This is a genomic window from Streptococcus sp. 22.1, assembly GCF_016648645.1.
In the GTDB taxonomy this organism is placed as follows: Bacteria; Bacillota; Bacilli; order Lactobacillales; family Streptococcaceae; genus Streptococcus.
Window position 1 is genome coordinate 149731 of sequence record NZ_JACLQK010000001.1, and the last position, 22665, is coordinate 172395.

Genomic DNA, 22665 nt, shown 5'->3' on the forward strand with positions numbered 1-22665 from the left:
GAAAGCTCTTTTTTTCTTGCAAATCCTTTTAATATAACATTGAATACGTTTACAAATAGTGCTATACTGATAGTGAAAATAATTGGAAATTTGCAATCATTTACTAGAAAGGAGTCTCCTTATGAAACGGTTTAATGCTCGGGCCATCTTGTTGCTTTTACTAGCAGCTTGTTTTATCGCTAGTGCCTTTATTCCAGATTTTTGGATCATGGTCAATTATAATCTGGTTTTCTTCGTGGCCTTCTTTTGTTTTGGTATCTTGAATAGGCGACCGCTCCTCATTTTTCTTGGTTTGGCCTTCTTATCACCCTATGTTCATGACTTGTTAAACCTCGATTTTGCACAGTGGAATCTCTTTAGCGGTATCTTTCTAATTGGCTTGGCTTTAGAGCTTTTTTATGGTCGTAGTCCAAAGAAAGGGCTCACTAAAGATTATAAGGTTAATAAGAACGACCAAGAGGGACCTCATATTTCTGTTAAGACCTATATGGCTGAGGATAGGTATCGTATCTATTCTCAAGAAGTCGAAACGATTGATATGAATCTAGCTTTTGGTGAGCTTTGGTTGGATTTGAGTCAGGCCAGCTTTGCGTCAGATCAGGTAGCTGTTCATCTTGATGCTAAGTTTGGTGAAGTTCATATCCGACTTCCTCACGACTGTGTCATGGATGCCACTGAAATTTCACATCCTCTGTCATCTGTGAAGGTGGATCGTTTTGAATCTGATATCGAGCAAGTTGAAACTAGGCTTCATCTGAGCGGAAGTCTCTTCTGTACGGAGTTGGAAGTGGAGTATTAAGGGAAGTCCGATGATATCAGCTCTATCGTCAATTAGCATGGCTCCTATACAAAAGAAAGGAAATCACAGGTATGAATGAAACGGTTATTCAAGTCACATCCCTTGGAAAACGCATCAAGGGAAAGACCATTTTAGAGAAGATTAGTTTTGAGATAAACAAGGGCGATTGTGTGGCCTTGATTGGACCTAATGGGGCAGGTAAGACTGTCTTGATGTCCTGTATTCTTGGTGATAAAAAACCGAGTAATGGTCAGGTCCTCATTGATGGTAAAGCAGGTAAGGCAAAAAATAAAATTGCGGTTCTCCTTCAGGAAAATACCATTCCAAATAGTTTGAAAGTGGAAGAGCTAATTGCCTTCTTCCAATCTATTTCTGATAATCCCTTGACCAATCAAGAGGTTCAGGAACTCCTACAATTCAAGGAAGACCAGTATCAGCAGTTTGCGGACAAACTCTCTGGTGGGCAAAGACGTCTTCTGGCTTTTGTCCTTTGTTTGATTGATAAACCTAAAATCCTCTTCTTGGATGAACCGACAGCGGGTATGGATACCTCGACTCGTCAGCGTTTCTGGGAGATTGTCAATGACTTGAAAAAATCAGGTGTAACCATTCTCTATTCCTCTCACTATATCGAAGAAGTGGAACACACAGCTGACCGTATCTTAGTCCTCCATCAAGGGAAACTTATCAGAGATACCACACCATACGCTATGCGACATGAAGAGAAAGAGAAGCAGGTCACTTTGCCAAGTAGCTTTGTTAACATTGTTCATGGCTTGGAAGATATATATGAGATTACTGAGAAGCGGGATGTCATTAGCTTCATGACCAAAGATATCGAAAAGGTATGGCAAAGACTCGAAAAATCAGGCTGTGGAATTTCTGATATTGAAATCCAAAATAAAACACTCTTGGATAGCCTATTTGATTCAACAAGGGAGGACAAGGCATGAAAGCATTACTAAAAATTGAATGGATAAAAACGTGGCGAAGCTGGCCAGTCTTTATCATGGGAATCGGGATGCCTGTTGGCTTTTTCCTCCTTTTTTCAAGTATTGTCTCAACACCTAATCCTGAGGCTCAAAAAGATTTTTTGCTGTCTTATATGTTGACCATGACTGGCTTTTCCATGTCTAGCTTTGGTTTATTTACCTTCCCTTATATGTTGCAAGAGGACCAAACAGAGCACTGGTTGACCTATATCGAGCATTCTAAAATCAGCATTTCGGCTTATTATCTATCTAAGATCTTTCGTGTTTTGCTGAATTTTATGGTGGCTATCATTGTGACTTTTTGTGTGGGAGCCTTTGTTCGAGATGTTGAGTTGCCTTTGTCAGGTTGGCTAGGTTCAGGTGCCCTCTTACTTCTATCAAGCTTGGTCTTTTTGGCCTTTGGCTTGCTTATCGCTCAGATTAAATCCCAACAAATCATGTCTGTGGTTGCAAATATCACCTACCTTGGCTTGGCTATTGTGGGTGGTTCATGGATGCCTATTTCCATGTTTCCAAAGTGGGTTCAGAGCATTTCTGAGTGGACGCCTGTCTATCATGTCAATGAGTTAGTTGTTAATTTTGCAAAGGATGGGACATTTTCATGGAAATCACTTTTGTTTATTTTGGCTTATACTGTAGTAGCAACAGGGCTTGCACTCTTTATCAAGTCGCAAAGAGAAAGTGATCGAGGTTAAAGGAGAAATAATGGATGCTTGGCAGAAGATGTATGAAGAGGCAAAAGCTTTGTATCAGCCACAGGAAGTCTCAGACTTTGTCTATGCTAGGCACGTTGTGGCTGCCGTTGAGGCTGAAGATGGGCAAATTTTCACAGGCTTTTGTATGGAAGGGACGTGTGGTGTTTTCCATCTATGTGCCGAAAGGGCTGCCCTTTTCAATATGTATCAAGAAACTGGTCAGACTAAGGTCAAGCGTATTATCGCCTTTCGTGACCAGCCACCTCATGGTGGACCATCTGGCATGCCTTGTGGAGCTTGTCGAGAATTTTTAATGGAACTGCATCCCGACAATCGTCATTTAGAGTTCATGGTTGACTACGAAACACGTCAGACCGTCACTTTGGGAGAATTATTGCCACTGTGGTGGGGAGAAGAACGGGCTCAACAATTTGAACAAAAGTCGCAAGACAAGGCTTAAAGTTTATAGAAATCACAAAATCCTCGCATGTTAAGTGTGAGGGTTTATTTTTTGAAAATAATTTCAGAAAATTCGAAATTTACCTTGAAATTCAAAATGAAAGTGCTATACTATATCGTGAAAATAGAAAGAAGGTTTCATTATGGAGTCACTTGTATCTTTTAGTAAATGGCTCAGCAAATGGTTTACTGTAGCTGTTATCCTCTGGGCGGCCTTTAACTACGCCCTTCCTGCAACTAGTAGTTGGGTCATTCCCAATACGGCTTATCTGCTTGGTTTGATTCTTTTTGGTATGGGGCTTACCTTGACAACTGAAGATTTTAAACGTATTGCTAAGCGTCCAATTCCCGTTGTTCTTGGGACTGTAGCTCACTATGTCATCATGCCTGGTTTGGCTTGGTTGCTTTGTATGATTTTCCATCTGAAAGGTGCGACAGCAGCAGGGGTTATCCTTGTTGGCTCTTGTCCAAGTGGGACTTCATCGAGTGTCATGGCCTTCCTTTCAGGTGGGGATGTCGCCTTGGATGTCTCTATTGAAACCCTCTCAACTCTCTTGGCACCACTCATGATTCCAACCCTCTTGTCATTCTTGGCTGGTCAGTACGTGAGTGTCCCTGCCCAAAGCCTCTTCCTAAGTACCTTGCGTATCGTGGTTGTCCCTATTATCTTGGGTGTGCTCGTTCACTCAATCTTTGGTAAGAAAATCGATGCCATCATCAAGATTATGCCTTTGATTTCACAAGCTGCCATCCTCTTGATTGTTGGAGCAGTTGTTTCTGCCAACCATGCCAATATTTTCACAGCAGCGACAGCCCTTGTTATCCCAGTTGTTATGCTTCATAACCTTTGTGGTTATGCCCTTGGTTTTGGATTTTCAAAAATCCTTGGTTTGGAAGAACCACAACAAAAAGCTATTACTTTCGAAGTGGGGATGCAAGACTCAAGTCTTGGAGCAACCCTTGCCATGAAATATTTCGTGCCACAAGCTGCCATCCCATCAACTATCTTCAGTATTTGGCATAATATCTCAGGTTCTATCCTTTCATCATGGTGGAAGAACCATTCAAAAAATAGTCATTAAGATAAATGAAAAGCTGACCTTGGGTTGGCTTTTATTTTTTGATAAATAATCTTTTCTGAGACTGTCCTTAGGTGATGATGGACGTCAGCGAATGTCAAGGAAGTTCCATACCTAAGCTTAGAGTATAAGGTCTCGAAACTTCCGAACCCCTGAAGTTAAAGTTCTTCAGGGGTTTTTATCACAGCGGAAAGTCTACTCACTTTGTTCTCAAAAAGAATGTGATGTCATTATATGCAGGCCTTCATAGTTCATGGCGTATTTGAAAACGTTTATTTACCTCTTGAAGCTGACCTTGGGTCGGCTTTTTTACGTCACATGACAAATGTCATGTCATGTCATGACATCTGGTGCTAAAAAGAGAATGACCAAAAAGATATACTTTAGTCATAACTTAGAAATAATAAAAAACGAAAGAGGTCATCTCATGAAAATCAAAACATCTTACCTTATCTACGCTGTCATCGGAACTGTCTTTGCTGGACTTAGCATGTTTACTGACATCTTTGAAAAAGGCAATTTTGAAGCTATCTTCTCAAATTTGGGCATGATTATTGGCTTGTCTATCTCAGCCTACATTCTCATCACTATGGCTAAAAGTTTTATCGACCTTGTCATAAATGATTTAAAAAACTAGGAGGCCCAGCATGAAACTATTGAAAATACTAAGCATCATGCTTCTAGCAGCAATTTGGACCATCCTCTTTGCTTATGTCCTACTTCATGGCAGCAGTGATATTCTCTATAGTGTTATGGGCGTATCTGTTGCAGCTTGTTATGTTTTTCTAGCCTTCTACCAAAAGAAAGGAAATCACAAACATGAGTGAAGCAATCCTTCAAGTCACAAATCTTGTCAAAAAAATCAAAGGAAAAACGATTTTAGACCATATTAGCTTTGAGGTGGGAAAAGGCGATTGTCTTGCTTTAATTGGTCCCAATGGTGCTGGTAAAACGACCTTGATGTCCTGTATTCTTGGTGATAAGAAAGCCAGTAGCGGTCAAGTCTTTATCAAGGGTAAAAGTGGAAAAGCACAAGATCAAATTGCGGTCCTTCTCCAAGAAAATACCATTCCCTCGCAATTGAAAGTCAAAGAATTGATTACATTTTTCCAAGATATTTCTGAGAATGGATTATCTAAAGTAGAGATTCAAGCACTCTTACAATTCAAAGACGATCAGTATCAGCAGTTTGCGGACAAACTCTCAGGGGGACAAAAACGTCTTCTTGCCTTTGTCCTCTGTCTAATTGGCAAGCCTGACATTCTCTTTTTGGATGAGCCGACAGCAGGGATGGACACTACGACACGCCAACGTTTCTGGGAAATCATCAATGATCTGAAAAAGTCAGGTGTGACTATTCTTTATTCGTCCCACTATATCGAAGAAGTCGAGCACACAGCTGATCGCATTTTGGTCCTTCATCAGGGGAAACTCATTAGGGATACTACGCCACATGCCATGCGTAGCGAAGAAAAGGAAAAACAAGTCACCTTACCAAGTCGCTTTGCGCCAAGTCTTGACAAACTGGCAGCCATTTATGATGTGACTGAAAAACGTGATGTTGTAACCTTTATGACTAAAGATGTTGAAAGTGTATGGAGTAGTTTACAAGCTCATGGCTGTCGCATTTCTGACATTGAAATTCAAAACAAAACACTTTTAGATAGCTTATTTGATAGCACAAGGGAGGACAAGTCATGAAAGCACTACTTAAAATCGAATGGATAAAAACATGGCGCAGTTGGCCCGTCTTTATCATGTCTATCGGAATGCCCGTCGGATTTTTCCTCTTGTATTCAGGAATGGAAATGAGTCCTGACCCAGAGTCACAAAAAGCCTTTATATTGTCCTATATGTTGACCATGACAGGATTCTCTATGTCCAGCTTTGGTTTCTTTACCTTTCCCTACATGCTTAGAGAGGATCAAACGGAGCACTGGTTAACCTACATCGAACATTCAAAAATCAGTATTCAGGCCTACTACCTCTCTAAAATCTTCCGAGTTCTTATGAACTTTATGGTTGCTATCATCGTAACTTTTTGTGTAGGAGCTTTTGTGCGTGATGTTAAGATGCCATTCTCACATTGGCTCGGTTCAGGTGCTCTTTTACTCTTGTCAAGTCTAGTCTTCCTATCCTTTGGCTTACTCCTAGCCCAAATTAAGTCTCAACAAATCATGGCTATCGTCGGAAATATCGTCTTTCTTGGTCTAGCTATTATTGGTGGTTCTTGGATGCCAGTTACCATGTTTCCAAAATGGGTTCAGCACATTTCTGAGTGGACACCCATCTATCATATCAATCAATTGGTGGTCAATTTTGCGAAAAAAGGGGAATTTTCATGGAAATCACTCATTTTTATCTTGGTCTATGCTACAATAGCTACAGGCTTAGCCCTTTTTATCAAATCTTACAGAGAAAGTGACCATGTTTAGAACTTACCAGAAAAATGATTTCGCTTATTTTGTTAGTCTGATTTTCCTAGTCTTCCCAGTATTGGGAGTTTTTGGTGGGTATTTTCCAGTTTGGACCCTAGTTTTGACAGGACTGTTTACCATTGCTTATCTCCTTATGGTGTATTTGAAAAAAGCCTATAGCAAGTGGATTCCCTTTCTGTGGTTTTACACTCTAGCTTACATTATCCTCATGTCCATGACCTTCCAGGGAGGCATGATGTGGTTTGTTTTTTTTAACGTCAATCTTCTCGTTTGGCGCTTTGAGGATAGCATATCATCTTATCGATTCTTATCCTTTCTAGCGACACTCTTGATTTTGACGTCATCATCCTTCCTATTGACAGACGATTTGAGCACCCACCTCATGTCTATGATTATTCCCCTCTTTTCGTTGGGAATGTACTATTTTCAAAACCGTATGCGTCAGGAGAGAAAGATGGAAGAAGCCCTTGCGGAGAAGAATCGTACCATCAATATCCTGTCCGCTGAAAATGAACGCAATCGTATCGGTCGTGATTTGCACGATACCTTAGGACATACCTTTGCCATGATGAGTCTTAAAACCGAGTTGGCTCTGAAACAGATGGACAAGGAGCAGTATGAAGCTGCTAGAAAGAATCTGGAAGAATTGAACCAGATTAGCCGAGACTCTATGTACGAGGTACGTGAGATTGTCAATAAGCTCAAGTACCGAACGGTGGCGGAGGAGTTACTGGAACTCGAGCGACTCTTTGACCTATCAGATATCGTCTTGGCCGTGGATAGTAGCCTTGACTTAGACAGCCTGTCACCTGTTAGCCAGTCGACCTTGTCCATGGTGCTTCGTGAACTGGCCAATAATGTCATCAAACATAGCCAGGCTGATAGCTGTCAGATTCGTCTAAGTCGTCATTATGGGATTGTTTTAGAGTTTGAGGATGATGGTTGTGGCTTTGAGGAAGTCACAGGACAAGAGCTACACAGTATCAGAGAGCGCCTCAGTTTGGTAGATGGAGACTTGGAAATTCTATCTCAATCGCATCCAACAACCATTCGTGTGCATTTGAAAGAGGGAGGAAAAGCATGAAATTATTAGTCGCCGAAGACCAGTCAATGTTGAGGGATGCCCTCTGCCAACTCCTCATGCTGGAGGATGATGTCGAAGAGGTTCATGCGGCCAGTGATGGCCAAGAAGCCATTACTCTCTTGGAAAAAGAAGAGGTCGACGTAGCCATTTTAGACATTGAAATGCCAATCAAGACAGGACTTGATGTCCTAGAGTGGATCCGTGCCAATCAAAGTGAAACGAAGGTTGTTATTGTGACCACCTTCAAACGAAAAGGCTATTTTAAACGAGCCCTCGCAGCCCACGTGGATGCTTACGTGCTCAAAGAACGTTCCATCAGTGACCTCATGGCGACCATCCATACCGTCCTAGCAGGTCAAAAGGAGTACTCACCAGAGCTTGTCGAAGGTGTCGCCTTTGACAATAATCCACTCAGTCAACGTGAACAAGAAGTCTTGGCCATGGTTGCCCAAGGTTCAACCAACCAAGAAATCGCTGAAAGCCTCTTTCTTTCAAATGGAACTGTCCGAAATTACATGACAGCCATCCTGACTAAACTCGATGCAGGCAACCGAACAGAAGCCGTCCGCATTGCCAAAGAAAAAGACTGGCTAGGGTGAGGAGAAATAGATAAGAATGAAGTCACCATATGGTGGCTTTTTTTATGCCTTATAATCTATCTAAACTTTCACAAGCAAGAATGAGAGAAGTTGAAATGAGCCTCTACAGGAATATGTAGAGGCTTTGATGAATTATTGAATTGTGTCATTTTGTTTAGTGAATTAGACGGGTGGTTTTGATTTTTTCAAGTATCAAAACTATTTTCTCTTTTGAGAGAATAACACTTGGTTTCCTTTTTTAACTGCTTTATAATAGAGTAATACTAAGGTCTTCTGCTGTGATAAAGAAGGCAGATTTTAGGAGATGAGAAATTGGCTTTTTGTGTTTAGAGGACACGGTTTGTTGATTTTTTACTGTAGGAGATAGATATGGCAATGATAGAAGTGAAACATCTTCAGAAAAATTTTGTGAAGACAGTCAAGGAACCGGGGTTGAAGGGGGCTTTGCGTTCCTTTATTCATCCTGAAAAGCAGACCTTTGAAGCGGTCAAGGATTTGACCTTTGAAGTGCCCAAGGGGCAGATTCTAGGTTTTATCGGGGCAAATGGTGCTGGGAAGTCGACCACCATTAAAATGCTGACAGGAATTTTAAAGCCGACATCTGGCTATTGTCGGATTAACGGCAAGATTCCGCAGGATAATCGCCAGGATTATGTCAAGGATATTGGAGTCGTTTTCGGACAACGCACCCAGCTATGGTGGGATTTGGCTCTGCAAGAGACCTACACGGTTTTGAAAGAGATCTATGATGTACCGGACTCGCTTTTCCATAAGCGCATGGACTTTTTGAATGAAGTTTTGGATTTGAAGGAATTTATCAAGGATCCTGTGCGGACTCTTTCACTAGGTCAACGGATGCGGGCGGATATTGCGGCTTCCTTACTTCACAATCCTAAGGTTCTCTTTTTAGATGAGCCGACCATTGGTTTGGATGTGTCGGTCAAGGATAACATTCGCCGGGCTATTACTCAAATCAATCAAGAGGAAGAAACAACTATTCTCTTGACCACTCACGATCTGAGTGACATTGAGCAACTTTGTGACCGGATTTTTATGATAGACAAGGGGCAAGAGATTTTTGATGGAACGGTTAGCCAGCTCAAGGAGACCTTTGGCAAGATGAAGACTCTTTCCTTCGATCTGATGCAAGGTCAAAGTCATCTCGTCTCTCATTATGAAGGCTTGCCTGATATGACCATCGATAGACAAGGAAATACTCTCAATATTGAATTCGATAGTTCCCGCTACCAGTCGGCCGATATTATCAAGCAAACCTTATCTAATTTTGAAGTCCGTGATTTGAAGATGGTAGATACGGATATTGAAGATATTATCCGTCGCTTCTATCGAAAGGAGCTCTAAGATGGTCAAATTGTGGAGACGGTATAAACCCTTTATCAATGCAGGGATTCAGGAGTTGATTACCTATCGAGTCAACTTTATTCTCTATCGGATTGGTGATGTCATGGGGGCTTTTGTGGCCTTTTATCTCTGGAAGGCAGTCTTTGACTCCTCCCGGGAGCCTTTGATTCAGGGCTTCAGTATGGCAGATATCACTCTCTACATCATCATGAGTTTTGTGACCAATCTTTTGACCAGGTCTGATAGCTCCTTTATGATTGGGGAGGAGGTCAAGGATGGCTCCATTATCATGCGCTTGCTGAGACCAGTGCATTTTGCAGCTTCTTACCTCTTTACGGAACTTGGATCCAAGTGGTTGATTTTTATCTCAGTTGGCCTTCCATTTTTAAGTGTCATTGTTTTGATGAAAGTCTTATTTGGGCAAGGGATTGTAGAAGTGCTGGGATTAACTGTCCTTTATCTCTTTAGCTTAACTCTGGCTTATCTGATTAACTTTTTCTTTAATATCTGTTTTGGTTTTTCAGCCTTTGTGTTTAAAAATTTATGGGGTTCCAATCTACTCAAGACTTCCATAGTGGCCTTTATGTCTGGCAGTTTGATTCCCTTGACGTTTTTTCCAAAGGTGGTTTCAGATATTCTCTCCTTATTGCCATTTTCATCCTTAATTTACACTCCGGTTATGATCATTATTGGGAAATACGATGCCAGTCAGATTCTTCAAGCACTTTTGCTTCAGCTTTTCTGGCTTATAGTGATGGTGGGCTTGTCTCAGTTGATTTGGAAACGAGTCCAGTCATTTATCACCATTCAGGGAGGTTAGTATGAAAAAATATCAACGCATGCATCTGATTTTTATCAGACAATACATCAAGCAAATCATGGAATACAAGGTGGATTTTGTGGTTGGTGTCTTGGGAGTCTTTCTGACTCAAGGCCTAAACCTCTTGTTTCTCAATGTCATATTTCAACACATCCCCTCGCTAGAAGGTTGGACCTTTCAAGAGATTGCCTTTATCTATGGCTTTTCCTTAATTCCAAAGGGATTAGATCATCTCTTTTTTGACAATCTCTGGGCTTTAGGTCAACGGCTAGTTCGAAAAGGGGAGTTTGACAAGTATCTGACTCGTCCTATCAATCCTCTCTTTCACATCCTCGTTGAGACCTTTCAGATTGATGCCTTGGGTGAACTTTTGGTCGGTGGCATCCTATTAGGAACAACAGTAACTAGCATCTCTTGGACTCTTCCAAAATTCCTGCTTTTCCTAGTTTGTATTCCTTTTGCGACCTTGATTTACACTTCTTTAAAAATCGCGACAGCCAGCATCGCTTTTTGGACCAAGCAGTCAGGTGCCATGATTTACATTTTCTATATGTTTAATGATTTTGCCAAGTATCCTATTTCTATTTACAATTCGCTCCTTCGTTGGTTAATTAGCTTTATCGTTCCTTTCGCCTTTACGGCCTACTATCCTGCCAGTTATTTCTTGCAGGGTAAGAATGGGCTCTTTAATATCGGTGGTTTGATTCTGATTTCCCTTGTCTTCTTTTTCATTTCCCTCAAACTCTGGGATAGGGGCTTGGATGCCTACGAAAGTGCTGGCTCGTAAGGGGGAAAGTAAGACTAAAATCAAGAAAGGAACTTATGATGTTTACAATTGAAGAAGTCAAGGATGAAGATCAAAAAATGGCAGTTGTTGATGAGGTTTTAAAAGATTTGCCAGAATGGTTTGGAATACCAGAAAGCACGCAAGCCTACATCGAAGGAGCCAAGGACCTGCAAGTGTGGGCCGCCTTTCAGGAGAGTAATTTGCTTGGCTTTGTAAGCTTGTCCTATTCTAGTGAAGAGTGTGCAGAGATTGATTGTCTCGGCGTAAAAAAAGCTTATCAAGGTCAAGGAATTGGAAGGGAATTAATTACGACTATAGAAAGAGAAGCAGTCAAACAAGTGGACTACCTACAGGTAAAAACAGTGGCAGAAGGTTCAAATAAAGATTATGACCGAACAAATGTCTTTTATCGAAGTGTTGGTTTTAAAAAATTAGAGATTTTTCCTCAACTATGGGATCCCCAAAATCCTTGCCAGATTTTGATAAAGAAAATCTTTTAAACTTCCTGACAAAAAATTGAGAGTGCTATACTATAAAAGCGTTAGCCAATTTAGCTCAGTTGGTAGAGCAAGGCACTCGTAAAGCCTAGGTCAGGAGATTTTGATGCTGTCATAAAGGATGCTAGAGAAGCAATCAGTCAGACGGAATTAAAGCAGAAATATAAGAACTTTTTGAGAGTTATCTCATTCTTTCAATCGTGCTGATAGATCCTGATTTGTCCAGAGAGTAGCTAGAGGCTCAGTTAAACACAGACTCTACACTAGCTGAGAAAACTAAAAAGGTCTGTCTCGCTCTTTATGATTTAACCAATCGAAATAGAGATTAATTGGAAGTGCCTAAAAAAACACAAGGAATTATTGATAAGGTAAAAATGAAAAAATCAATCTTTAGGGCCAGTTTTGAAGAGAGTTTAAATCTTTTAGATGATAGTGTCTCAGGAAAATTTGCACAGGAAAATTATCAGGATGCTCTAAAAAAAGAAAAATATAGAGGGACCTTTAAGTCGTATGTTTGGTTAGTGATTTTGACGATCTTATTTATAATCGGTCCTAATTGGTTGATTGTAGCTTTAAATAATCATTTATTTTATCATGTTAATCCTAGAGATTTGACAGTAGGCTTGTCCAAAATTAATTTTCTTCCATACTGGGTATTTTGGACGGGGCTGGCAATATGGATTTTTCTGATTATATTAGGAAAGCGATTCAACCAACAGTTCATTTTGATCTATAGAGGTCAGTTTCATTTTATGGTTTCTTTTATAATATGGCTACTAATTGAACTTAATCTTTTCTTGATGAATTTACTTTATGGTCTTGTTGGCTATGTGGGAATGTTTGTTTTTGGAGGACTAATTCTTTTCACAATCATTTATATGATACGTGATAAGTCTACCTCATTACTAAATTTATTATATGGTGGTACTGAAATAGAGAGTTCGACCGATAGAGTGTTTAATAGAGTATTTAGATTCATTGTCAAGTATGGTGGAATAGTTGTAGCACTCTGGATAATTTTTCGTACGATATTTTCGGATTCAATAAGAAATGTAGATAGTCTGGTTGGAGGATTAAGCGTTCTATTTTTATTCCTAGTGTTCAATATACTAATTGCTGCCTTTGAAATTTATTTCATGTTTCCCTATATGTTGCAAGCCTACTACAAATGGAAATATCCTGAAGAATACCGAGATTGGGAAGGCAAGTCAGTAGAAGACTGGTATGGGAAGAAGTATTTGAAGAAGCATAATATCAGCTGAAAGTAAAAACTGAAATAATAAAAGAAGCATCTGAGTTTAACTTCAGATGCTTCTTTGGTAGTTATTACATTTGGAATGAATCATGTTTAAAATGTTGCTGATATATTTTCTATTTTATGTTTAAATCTTTTTCCATTTCCATTTTTAGGTTTTTTATGAATACTTCATCACCGAAAGCTTGAGATAATACCTGAGCCGTATTATAGATTTCTCTTGCTTTGTCTAGGTCATTTTCAAAATATAAATAATATTTCGCTTCCAAAATGAGTACGGCGGGTTTGTAAGCATGTTGTAGCGTCTTATCAATAATAGTATGCATTTTATCGACAATAGTTTTCATATTTCTATAATCATGATGCATCACATAGATTCCACCTATAGTTGACAATGCCCCCAGTAGATCAACATTAACTAGCTCTTCCCCTTGTAATTCTTGATTAATTAATTTACATCGAAAACTTTCAACAATTTCTTTATCATAGTCACCAACTTGACATTGAAAGGTATAGTATTTTATTAGCAGAAGGTCATTCAAGGTGTACTCTTCTTTTTTTAATACCTGGTTCAAATAGTCTTCATATACAATCTCGACAAGATCCTCTTTCTTCTCTTCAGATATAAAATTCAGGGTTCTTTCAATGATATCAATGGTTAAGAGTTCTTCTTCTGGTAGAATGTCAATATAGTTGTCATAGAGTTCCTCAATATCTTTTAGCTTCTTCTTGATACGTTCGGGGTCGCCATAGACAGGAGACTTCATGAGTTTATATTTAGCCTTGTAATAGTCTTCAGGAATGTCTAGTTTTGTTTCACCTAGCAAATAGTTGAGGGAAACTCCTAATTTATCACTGATATACTGCAGTTTGACAATAGTTGGTAATGAGCGACCGAGCTCAATTCTCATCAGCTGTTTGACGGTTAATTCTTCTTCGGTGTCACAAACTTGCTCACGTGTTAAACCTATTCGTTCACGTTCTTCACGAATTCTTTTTCCAATCTCGATTTTAATATCATCAGACATCTGTATTCCCCTTGAGTTTTAATTATATAATAATATACCTTAAAATCATGTGAATGAAAAGACTCTAGGAAGCTGACTGTGTTTCTAGTTAGAGCAAAAGAGGGGGAATAAACAAAATAACCATCTAACACTCAGTTTAGATGGTTATGGTTTTGAATTAAGATATTTTTCGTAATCTCTTAGACTGTAGAATGGTCAGTGCAGTAAAGAGGAGCAACCAGGCTAGCAGAGATAGTGAGCTAGCAACTTGATCCTGCCACTTAAAGGTTTCAAGCTGGCTTATAGATTTCGTGAAAAGTCCCATATAACTATATTTCACGACATTATCGAAATCTTTACTGATCCCTGAAAGCATTGGAATAAACATACTAATCATTGATACTGGAAGACTAATCACTTGGGCAGACACTTGAGTTTTGCTGATTAAGCCAATGAAAAGATTGATAAGCATCATTACTAAAGCTGTACCAAATGAGACAATAAGATAAGGACCATAATGAGTTTCAATATTCAGTTCTAGTATTCTCGGAATAGCAGTCGTCATAACTAAGCTAATAAGCACTGGGTAAAACAAAACTGAAAGGATATAGTTCGTACTGTTAACACCACTTAAAAACAAAGTTCTTAAAATATTTTTTTCTTTTTCTTCGGAAACAATAGTACTGATTGGATTTCCAACTGATAAACTCAAAGATAAAGCTAAACACAGGCCTAATAGATTGACTTTCATTGAATTGTTTAGGCTACCTTGAATCTCATAAATATATTTGTAGAGAAAGGCAAATCCTAAAGGAAGGAGGATTTGTAGGATAATGGTTTTGTTAGATTTGATAACTCGTTTTCTAAGCCATAGTAAAGATTTCAATTGGTTAAACATTAAGTTTTCCTCCTGTAAGTTGGATGAAGATGTCTTCTAAAGTTGGTTCACATGAATGGATGGTTTGAATATCTTGAGTTGCAGTAATATGATTTAATTCAGAGAAGGGAATCACTTTCTCTTGACCTGAACAGTAGGTCACTTTTACCATTTTATTTGCATTATATTTCTGAATAAGCTCAGCAGGTTTTCCTTCCTCAACAATCTTCCCTTTATTTAGAAGTACAATTTTATCGCATAAAATGGTAGCCTCGTGCATGTCATGTGTCGTCAGAAAAATGGTTGTTCCTTGTTGTTTTAGTTCTTCAATAAGAGCGTGAATGGTTTGAGATGTTGATGGATCTAGACCAGAAGTAGGTTCATCAAGAAAGAGAACTTTTGGCTTGTTAATGATAGCCCTAACTAGAAGCATCCGTTGTTTCATCCCTGTAGAGAGTTTTTCTGCCAAGGTTTTACGATGATCATAAAGACCTACACGTTTCATCAAATCGTCAATATAATCTGGTGAAACATTGTAGAGTTTGGCGAAGAATAGAAGATTATCATGAAGTGTTAATTTTTCATAAAAGCCACTATTTTCAGTAATTAATCCAATCTTTGACAAATCTTTTTCTTTTAACTGAAGGGATGATTTGCCTAAAATATAAGTTTCTCCCTGACTAGGAGTGAGTTGACCTGTTAAGATATTAATTGTTGTCGTTTTCCCAGAGCCTGAAGGCCCTAGGAAACCTAGAATTTCACCTTCTTCAACTGTGAAGTTTAGATTTTCTATTGCTATATATTTTTGAAATTGTTTGCTTAACTGTTTTGCTACGATAAGGTTTGTCATATCTTGATTTCTCCTATTTGATTATATGAATGAGTATAAACAAAAAAATAACGAATCAAAAGGACATTTATGTCACTTAGATTTGTTATTTCGTATTTAAGTCTTTTTTCATTTCCATTTTAAGATTTTTGATGAAGACTTGGTCACCGAAGGCTTCGGCTAGTACGGTAGCCATTTTGTAAAGTTCAGTTGCTTTATCTTTATTGTTCTCATAGAAGAGATAGTATTTTGCTTCAAGCATTGTTATACCTGGCTGATATGAGTGTTGCATAATGGAATGTATGATTTCATACATCTTATCGACGAGAGACTTCATATGTTCGTATTCATGGTGCATAACATATATCCCAGCTATAGCTGATAATGCTCCCAATAGTTCCACATTGGTTAATTCATCTCCTTGCAATCTTTGTTTTATCAAATTTTTTCGAAAATTCTCAATCATAGATTCATCATATGAAGATGATTGGCACTGTACAGAATAATATTTTATCAATAAAAGATCATTCAATGTGTACTGTTCTTTTTTCAATACTTGATTTAAATAATCTTCAAATACTATTTCAACAAGGTCTTCTCCCTCCCCTTCAGCTATGAAATTTAATGTTCTTTCAATGATATCAATAGCAAAAAGCTCGTCCTCTGGTAGAATCTCAATATAGTTGTCGTAGAGTTCCTCAATATCTTTTAGCTTCTTCTTGATACGTTCGGGGTCGCCATAGACAGGAGACTTCATGAGTTTATATTTAGCCTGATAATAGTCTTCAGGAATGTCTAAATTAGTTTCTCCCAACAAATAATTCAGGGAAACATTTAGTTTATCACTGATATATTGAAGTTTTACAATAGTTGGCAATGAACGTCCGAGCTCAATCCTCATCAGCTGTTTGACAGTTAATTCATCTTCAGCATAACAAACTTGCTCACGTGTTAACCCTTGTCGTTCACGTTCTTCACGAATTCTTTTTCCAATTTCTACTTTAATATCCTGAGACATACATTACCCTTATGATTTAGATTTTTAATACTACTATAACGTAAAATCTAAATAAAGTCCAAAAGCCATAATAGAAGTAGTGTATAATAAAACCTACAGGAGTTTACAATTATGAAACAATCTCAATTTGCGAGCTCAATAGCCTACAAATTTTCCTCTCAAATATTATTTAGAATATTAAAAAATGTTATAATGGGAGATGATAAAGGAGGAGAGGGCGATGAAGATCTTAGCAACAAATCCTATTTCGTTTAAAAAAAGAATGATTGAATTTCTATTCGATTATCTTTTTATTATAGCTTATTTAGGTCTTCTGTTTTTAGGTTCTATGCTTATATACATTATTTTTTTTAATGGCGTCCCAGAGTTTACAGAAATTCAGTCGCAGTGGCTTGTATTTTTCACCTCTGTTTTGCCAATCACGCTCCTTTTCACATTCTTGGATTATGCAAAAAATGGGAGCTTGGGGAAGGGAAAAGCAGGGCTTGAACTGGTCTACCAGAAAAAAACAGTGCAGGCTAGCTTGATCAGAAACGTCATCAAATTTTTACCTTGGCAACTCGGTCATATGGGCACGATTCATGGCTTCTATAGTGATTTTGATGTGTTATCCATTATCCTCTCGTTTTCAGCGACTCTAATCGCAGTTTTGTTACTGGCAATGACGTTTTTTAGGAAAGATAGGAGACATCTAGGAGACCTGCTAGCACATACACAAGTACAGCTAAAAGGTGATTAAAATACAGGTTGTTTACTTGGTCCATAAGTAAAAATTGAAACGAAACCAAGGAAGTCATTTTGATGACCTCCTTTTTTTATTGCTGCAAATAATATACAATAGAATAATTACAGGAGTTTACAAATATGAAACAATCTCAATTTGCGAGGGCGCTTTGGTATGGTATTCTGGGTGCCCTCTTTTTTGCTTTTACTTTTATCTTTAATCGTAGTATGAATCTTTCGGGTGGGTCCTGGATGTGGAGTGCTAGTCTACGCTATTTGTTTAGCTTGCCCATGCTGACTGTTTTGGTCTGGCGTAAGGGTGAGCTGGCAGGTGTTCTGTCTGCCATTAAGAAAGCACCCCTGACTTGGTTGATTTGGAGTACGGTTGGTTTTGGGCTTTTCTATGGGCCACTGTCTCTAGCCTCCATTTATGGTGAGTCCTGGTTTGTGGCAGCCACTTGGCAGATTACCATTCTGGCTGGTCTGCTCTTGACCCCACTCTTTGGGCAGAGGGTACCTGGTAAGCAACTGCTTATGACATTGGTTATCCTTTTAGGGATCATTCTCATCCAGATTCCTTACTTCGGTAGTGGTCTTGGTAGCGGTGTGGTCCGTGCTAGTCTCTTGATTTTACTGGCCGCTTTTGCCTATCCTTTGGGCAATCGTAAGATGATGGTCCACTGTAAGCAGGATCAGCTTTCAACGACGCAGCGCGTGTTTGGAATGACCTTGATGAGTACACCTTTTTGGTTGCTTTTGTCAGCTTTTGCTGGTGCAGATGCTGGTCTTCCATCAGGCGGACAGATTTTACAGTCTTTAATTGTGGCTGTCTTTTCTGGGGTTGTCGCAACCTTGCTTTTCTTCGAGGCCACTAATCTAGTTAAGCATAACCATAAGCAACTGGCAGTAGTTGAGGCTACTCAGGCTGGTGAAGTTCTCTTTACCCTCTTGGGTGGTTGCCTCTTCCTCGGAGATAGTCTACCTAGCCTTTTGGGATTCCTTGGGATTGCTATTGTAACCATTGGTATTATTGGAAATAGCCTGCTAACAGGCTCAGATTAAGCATAAGGAACGGACTTTCGAATGGCAAATTCGGAAGTTTTTCATTTATATGAAAAATATTACAGAAAAAGATGGTATTTTCAGATTATAGTGATATAATGATATTAAAAGTAAGCGTTTACCGTTTTAATGTAAATCCTAGAGATATTTCCGGAAACTTTGATAGGCTTATTAATAAAGGCGAATGTATTCACTTTGAATTTTCATGAAAAATGAGTTAACATTTAATGTTACTCTAAAGAAGGAGAAGAGTCATGAATGATACTGTTTGTAAAAATTGGTTTATGCGTAAAAGTGGGAAAACTTGGGTCTATGGCTGTGCCTTGGTAAGCTTTGCAGGTTTGGCCCTGGCTGGTCCTGTCTATGCGGACCAAGTGGAACAGGCAACTGTGAGCCAAGTACCTCAAGAAGTGGTAACTCAAACTGACCATCAAGTTGCTCCTCAAGCGGAGCTTGCTCCTAGCACGACCAAGGAAGTCCCCCAAGTGGTAGAGCCTAGCCAGTCCCTTGTTTCCGAATCTGCTAAAACAGCTCAAGAGAATCCCACTCAGCCTAGCCCTGACCAGTCAAAAGAAGTACAAATACAGGCTAGTGAGGCTGAGAAAGTGGCTAAGCAAACGCAAGAAGCCGATTTGAATCAGACCAGTCAAGAGCAATCTCCAGTTGTAACGAATAGCACCAGTCCTGTTCATGTGACAGAGGAAAAAACGGATTTGCCTAATAATGAAGCGGTTACCAATCTTGAAGGGATGACCGCAGACCAAAATGGTCACTGGGAAATGCAGGCTGACGGTATTCATTCAGAAGCCAAAGACAAGGGAGACTCTTTCCTTTATTCTCAATCCGAGGGCAAGAATTTTATCTATTCAACGGATGTGACCTTCAAGGAAGCTGGTGGTGCCGCTGCCCTCATTTTCCGTGGTAACAATGATAGTAGCGATAAAAATATGTACGGGGTCAACGTAGACTCTGGTAACCATAAGGTTAAGTTTTGGCGTTGGGTCAATAATCATGATATTCAACTTGTAGATGAAAAAGATGTAACACCAACTGCCGATGAAACCTACAATCTTAGAGTAGTTGCGGCTAATCAGTGGCTATCTTACTATGTCAATGATGTGCTTGTCGCAAGTACAGGTGACGCTGTTCTTCAAAAAAGTGACAAGGGCCAACCTCAAGTCCTTCCAGAAGGTTACTTTGGACTTCTTAATTGGAATGCCAATGTCATTTTCAAAAACACCCGCTATGTTAATCTTGATGATGCCAGTCTTCCTTTGATTGACAATCTTGTGGTGACCTCAAAGACAGGTTCTGTTGAAAAACAAGCCCAATTCTTCTCTGAAGAACCACTCCATATCCAATATGTGGGACACAATGCTGAGGCAGTAGGCTTTGACATCACTAAGCATAATCCAAATGCTGTTATCAAGGTAGAAGATGCCAAAGGAAATGTCTACACAGATATTTCTCAATTGCCAGTGGCTGTAGGTTCCAATTACTTTACTATTGAAAGTAGTGTGACCGATTCGCTTGGTCGTCCAGTGACCTTGACCTACCGTGTCAATATCCACCGAAGACAGAGCGATGATGTCTATTACAACGAGCTTTACCGTGATCAGTATCATTATTCTGTTAAGGATGGCTGGGCTAATGACCCTAATGGCTTGGTCTTCTACAAAGGACGTTACCATCTTTTCTATCAATTTTACGATGATACCAAATGGGGTCCAATGCACTGGGCTCATGCGACCAGCCGAGACTTGCTTCATTGGGATGAAGAGCCAATTGCTTTTTATCCAGATGCAACAGGTCACATGTTCTCAGGCTCTGTCGTGGTTGATAGTACCAATAGCTCAGGTCTCTTCAAATCTCCGGAAGGCGGTCTGGTAGCTATTATCACTTCAAATGGTAATGGGCAACGGATTGAAATTGCCTATAGTGAGGACGAGGGTAGAACTTGGCAAAAATATGATAAGGTGGTTGCCGACTGGTCTCAGGACCCACTTCAAAACCAAGATTTCCGTGATCCTAAGGTCTTTCGCTGGGATAACCAATGGTTTATGGTCCTTGCTGGTGGTCCACTCCGCATTTATTCCTCACCAGATTTGAAGAACTGGCAGGTTGAAACAACCTATAAGGATTTGCATACGGAATGTCCTGACCTCTATCCAATTGTGGCCAATGATGGGGCACTCAAGTGGGTCCTCTCACGTGGTGGTCGTTCTTACAAGGTTGGAGACTTTAAACAAGTGGATGGTAAGTGGGCCTTTGTAGCTGATGAAGTTTACCAAGAACATGATGAAATCATGAATTTTGGTAAGGATTCCTATGCTGCCATGACTTACTATGTTCATGATTTTGGGACAGCTGACCATCCAAACATCCCGCAATTGACTGAAATCAACTGGATGAACACTTGGGAAGATTATTGCAATCTAGTTGCAGATACTGTTGGTCAAAAATTTAATGGTACCTTTAACCTTAACCTTGACCTTGGTTTGGTTAAATCAGGCGACCGTTACCTCTTAACACAAACACCTGTTAAGGCCTATGAAAGCCTTCGTGATACAGATAATGCCCAGTATTTTGAAAATGTCAGAGTAGCTTCTGACAATGAACTGCTTAAAGATTTCTCAGGTGATACTTATGAAGTGGTTTCTCACTTTGTACCAGGTAAGGACACGACTGCAGTTGGATTTAACCTTCGCGTCGGTGATGGTCAAGCTACAAAGGTCGTTTACGATTTAACCAAGGAAACTTTGTCTATTGACCGTAGCCAATCTGGGACAATTCTTTCTGATGCCTTTGCTAAGGTTAATAGCCAACAAGTGACTCGCAATGAAGATGGTTCTATTGATTTGCATCTTTATGTGGACCGTGCGAGTGTGGAAGTCTTTGCTAAGGGCAATACGGTAGCTGGTGCCAATCAGATTTTCCCAAGCCCAAGAGCCGTTGGAGCGAGCGTCTTGGTTGAAGGTGGTCCAGCCAAAGCAAATATTGCTATCTACCCAATTAAGAGTACTTGGACTGACAAGAAGGAAGTCACTAAGGCTGTTGCCATGAACACCACAGTTGCAGGTGATTTGACCCTCGAAGTTGGTCAAAGCAAGGACTTGCAGGTTTACCTCGCACCCGCTTCTGAAGAGCAAGATGTGACATGGACGGTCAGTGATCCAAGTTTGGTGTCATATACTGAACATGACAATAAACTTTCTCTCAAAGCTCTTCATAAAGGTCATCTCACTGTTACAGCAACCTCAGTTGAAAATCCTTCATTGACCAAGACCTTTAAGATTGCCATCACTCTCAATAATTTTGCGACCAACCTTAAAGGCTTGAAAGCTGTCACTGGTAATTGGTATATTGATGACGATACGCTTTACGATAGCAATGTCAGTGCCAATGACTTCTTCATGGCTTATGAAAGTAATGGCTTCAAGCAATTTGACTATGATATCGACGTCAAATACCAACATGGATTGGTCAACCTCTTTGTAGCTGCGGAACGTGAAGAACCAGGCCGTGCCTACTCTGTCCAATTTGCTGACAACGATACTGTACGTCTCTTCCGTTTTGGTGGTGAAACCATCGCTGAAGCTCATCTGGATAAAGCAATCAACGATGGTCAGTACCACCACGTCAAGGTTGAAAAGGGCAAGGACACCATGACAGTCTATGTCGATGGTAAGGAAGTGCTCCATCATCAATTTGATGCCGTGGATAATTACTTCAATCAAGCCCATGTAGGTGTTGGTCTTTGGGATGGAGCAGTAGAATTCAAAAATTTCTTCGTTACTGAAAAAATGACAAACACAAGTAGTGACACCACTGACGAGCCGATCAAACCTGATCCTCAACCACAACCTAGTCCAGAACCAAGTCCGGAAAATAAACCAGATGAACCTGAGCATCAACCTGAGGTTGCTCCAGAGCCTGAACCAACTGGACAAAATAATAGCCATGACAATACAAGTACAGTACCAAATCCATCTCAGGATAATACTGGTAAGGAAGAAGAAAGTAAGACTCCAGTGGAAACACCTAAGACTATTGCTCCAATAGTTGACAATCTCCTAAAAACATTTAACAAATTTAGTCTATCAACCTTCCTTGCAAGTATTGCCAAAGAAACATGGCACTTTTTGACAAAATGGTTATTCAACTAAGATCAAAACGTTGAAAAGGCTATATAAGAAGAAAAAACTTAGAAGCACTCATACTTCTAAGTTTTTTTGCTTAGAAATAGTCATGGGATGATTCAGTTCTTTTCAAAAGGTTTGATT

24 protein-coding genes are annotated in these 22665 nt (G+C 39.6%); 20 read left to right on the forward strand and 4 right to left on the reverse strand.

From position 1 onward, the window contains the following. Positions 1-121 precede the first annotated feature (121 nt). The 16 genes from H7U04_RS00545 (at position 122) to H7U04_RS00620 (ending at position 12873) form a co-directional block, all read left to right on the forward strand. On the forward strand, positions 122-799 hold the full coding sequence (locus H7U04_RS00545) for a hypothetical protein (RefSeq protein WP_155222633.1): 678 nt from the start codon (positions 122-124) through the stop codon (positions 797-799). A gap of 71 nt (positions 800-870) precedes the next feature. Further along, the gene (locus H7U04_RS00550) at positions 871-1752 is read left to right on the forward strand and encodes an ABC transporter ATP-binding protein (protein WP_201041696.1); all 882 of its coding nucleotides are present in this window, start codon (positions 871-873) and stop codon (positions 1750-1752) included. Further along, entirely contained in the window at positions 1749-2486 is a 738-nt protein-coding gene (locus H7U04_RS00555) for an ABC transporter permease (protein WP_002891235.1), read from the forward strand. Before H7U04_RS00550 ends, H7U04_RS00555 begins: the two co-directional genes overlap by 4 nt. Before the next feature lie 10 nt (positions 2487-2496). Next, positions 2497-2946, forward strand: coding sequence for a cytidine deaminase family protein (locus tag H7U04_RS00560; RefSeq protein ID WP_107373189.1), 450 nt, complete (start codon positions 2497-2499; stop codon positions 2944-2946). A 142-nt stretch (positions 2947-3088) separates the two neighbouring features. Further along, complete coding sequence (locus tag H7U04_RS00565; protein ID WP_037602152.1) at positions 3089-4027, forward strand: bile acid:sodium symporter family protein; 939 nt, start codon at positions 3089-3091, stop codon at positions 4025-4027. Between the two features lie 424 nt (positions 4028-4451). Then, the gene (locus H7U04_RS00570) at positions 4452-4661 is read left to right on the forward strand and encodes a hypothetical protein (RefSeq protein ID WP_021143966.1); all 210 of its coding nucleotides are present in this window, start codon (positions 4452-4454) and stop codon (positions 4659-4661) included. 10 nt (positions 4662-4671) lie between these two features. After that, a complete protein-coding gene (locus H7U04_RS00575) occupies positions 4672-4851 on the forward strand; it encodes a hypothetical protein (RefSeq protein ID WP_117647979.1) in 180 nt (59 codons plus the stop codon). Next, positions 4844-5725: an ABC transporter ATP-binding protein gene (locus tag H7U04_RS00580; RefSeq protein ID WP_201059217.1), complete on the forward strand. Its 882-nt coding sequence runs from the start codon at positions 4844-4846 to the stop codon at positions 5723-5725. Before H7U04_RS00575 ends, H7U04_RS00580 begins: the two co-directional genes overlap by 8 nt. Continuing rightward, on the forward strand, positions 5722-6459 hold the full coding sequence (locus H7U04_RS00585) for an ABC transporter permease (RefSeq protein ID WP_073690187.1): 738 nt from the start codon (positions 5722-5724) through the stop codon (positions 6457-6459). Before H7U04_RS00580 ends, H7U04_RS00585 begins: the two co-directional genes overlap by 4 nt. Then, positions 6452-7546, forward strand: a complete 1095-nt coding sequence (locus H7U04_RS00590; protein WP_201059219.1) for a sensor histidine kinase — start codon at positions 6452-6454, stop codon at positions 7544-7546. The genes H7U04_RS00585 and H7U04_RS00590 overlap by 8 nt, the downstream gene beginning before the upstream one ends. Further along, a complete protein-coding gene (locus H7U04_RS00595) occupies positions 7543-8145 on the forward strand; it encodes a response regulator transcription factor (protein ID WP_201059220.1) in 603 nt (200 codons plus the stop codon). The genes H7U04_RS00590 and H7U04_RS00595 overlap by 4 nt, the downstream gene beginning before the upstream one ends. Before the next feature lie 369 nt (positions 8146-8514). After that, the gene (locus tag H7U04_RS00600) at positions 8515-9507 is read left to right on the forward strand and encodes an ATP-binding cassette domain-containing protein (protein WP_201059221.1); all 993 of its coding nucleotides are present in this window, start codon (positions 8515-8517) and stop codon (positions 9505-9507) included. A 1-nt stretch (position 9508) separates the two neighbouring features. Further along, positions 9509-10327, forward strand: a complete 819-nt coding sequence (locus H7U04_RS00605; RefSeq protein WP_073690232.1) for an ABC transporter permease — start codon at positions 9509-9511, stop codon at positions 10325-10327. Between the two features lies 1 nt (position 10328). Further along, positions 10329-11114, forward strand: coding sequence for an ABC transporter permease (locus tag H7U04_RS00610; RefSeq protein ID WP_073690233.1), 786 nt, complete (start codon positions 10329-10331; stop codon positions 11112-11114). A 38-nt stretch (positions 11115-11152) separates the two neighbouring features. Further along, positions 11153-11614, forward strand: a complete 462-nt coding sequence (locus tag H7U04_RS00615) for a GNAT family N-acetyltransferase (protein ID WP_073690234.1) — start codon at positions 11153-11155, stop codon at positions 11612-11614. A gap of 332 nt (positions 11615-11946) precedes the next feature. After that, on the forward strand, positions 11947-12873 hold the full coding sequence (locus H7U04_RS00620; protein ID WP_257056585.1) for a hypothetical protein: 927 nt from the start codon (positions 11947-11949) through the stop codon (positions 12871-12873). Positions 12874-12982: 109 nt separating this feature from the next. Here the strand turns inward: H7U04_RS00620 and H7U04_RS00625 are convergent, their stop codons facing one another. The 4 genes from H7U04_RS00625 to H7U04_RS00640 all read right to left on the reverse strand — a co-directional run bounded on the left by H7U04_RS00625 (position 12983) and on the right by H7U04_RS00640 (position 16597). Next, the gene (locus H7U04_RS00625) at positions 12983-13894 is read right to left on the reverse strand and encodes a helix-turn-helix domain-containing protein (RefSeq protein WP_110981473.1); all 912 of its coding nucleotides are present in this window, start codon (positions 13892-13894) and stop codon (positions 12983-12985) included. Between the two features lie 157 nt (positions 13895-14051). Continuing rightward, positions 14052-14771, reverse strand: coding sequence for an ABC transporter permease (locus tag H7U04_RS00630; protein ID WP_201059222.1), 720 nt, complete (start codon positions 14769-14771; stop codon positions 14052-14054). Next, complete coding sequence (locus H7U04_RS00635) at positions 14764-15600, reverse strand: ABC transporter ATP-binding protein (RefSeq protein WP_201059223.1); 837 nt, start codon at positions 15598-15600, stop codon at positions 14764-14766. The genes H7U04_RS00630 and H7U04_RS00635 overlap by 8 nt, the downstream gene beginning before the upstream one ends. 85 nt (positions 15601-15685) lie before the next feature. Further along, complete coding sequence (locus H7U04_RS00640) at positions 15686-16597, reverse strand: helix-turn-helix domain-containing protein (RefSeq protein ID WP_201059224.1); 912 nt, start codon at positions 16595-16597, stop codon at positions 15686-15688. A gap of 111 nt (positions 16598-16708) precedes the next feature. Between H7U04_RS00640 and H7U04_RS00645 the strand changes: the two genes are divergently transcribed. From H7U04_RS00645 to H7U04_RS00660, 4 genes are all read left to right on the forward strand, one after another. After that, on the forward strand, positions 16709-16852 hold the full coding sequence (locus H7U04_RS00645; protein ID WP_176745608.1) for a hypothetical protein: 144 nt from the start codon (positions 16709-16711) through the stop codon (positions 16850-16852). Continuing rightward, positions 16818-17336 carry an RDD family protein gene (locus tag H7U04_RS00650; protein WP_141760007.1) on the forward strand — a complete coding sequence of 173 codons (519 nt, stop codon included), beginning with the start codon at positions 16818-16820 and terminating at the stop codon, positions 17334-17336. Before H7U04_RS00645 ends, H7U04_RS00650 begins: the two co-directional genes overlap by 35 nt. Positions 17337-17461: 125 nt before the next feature. Next, complete coding sequence (locus H7U04_RS00655; protein ID WP_070838938.1) at positions 17462-18382, forward strand: multidrug resistance efflux transporter family protein; 921 nt, start codon at positions 17462-17464, stop codon at positions 18380-18382. A 254-nt stretch (positions 18383-18636) separates the two neighbouring features. Next, positions 18637-22548, forward strand: coding sequence for a GH32 C-terminal domain-containing protein (locus tag H7U04_RS00660; RefSeq protein ID WP_201059225.1), 3912 nt, complete (start codon positions 18637-18639; stop codon positions 22546-22548). Positions 22549-22665 lie beyond the last annotated feature (117 nt).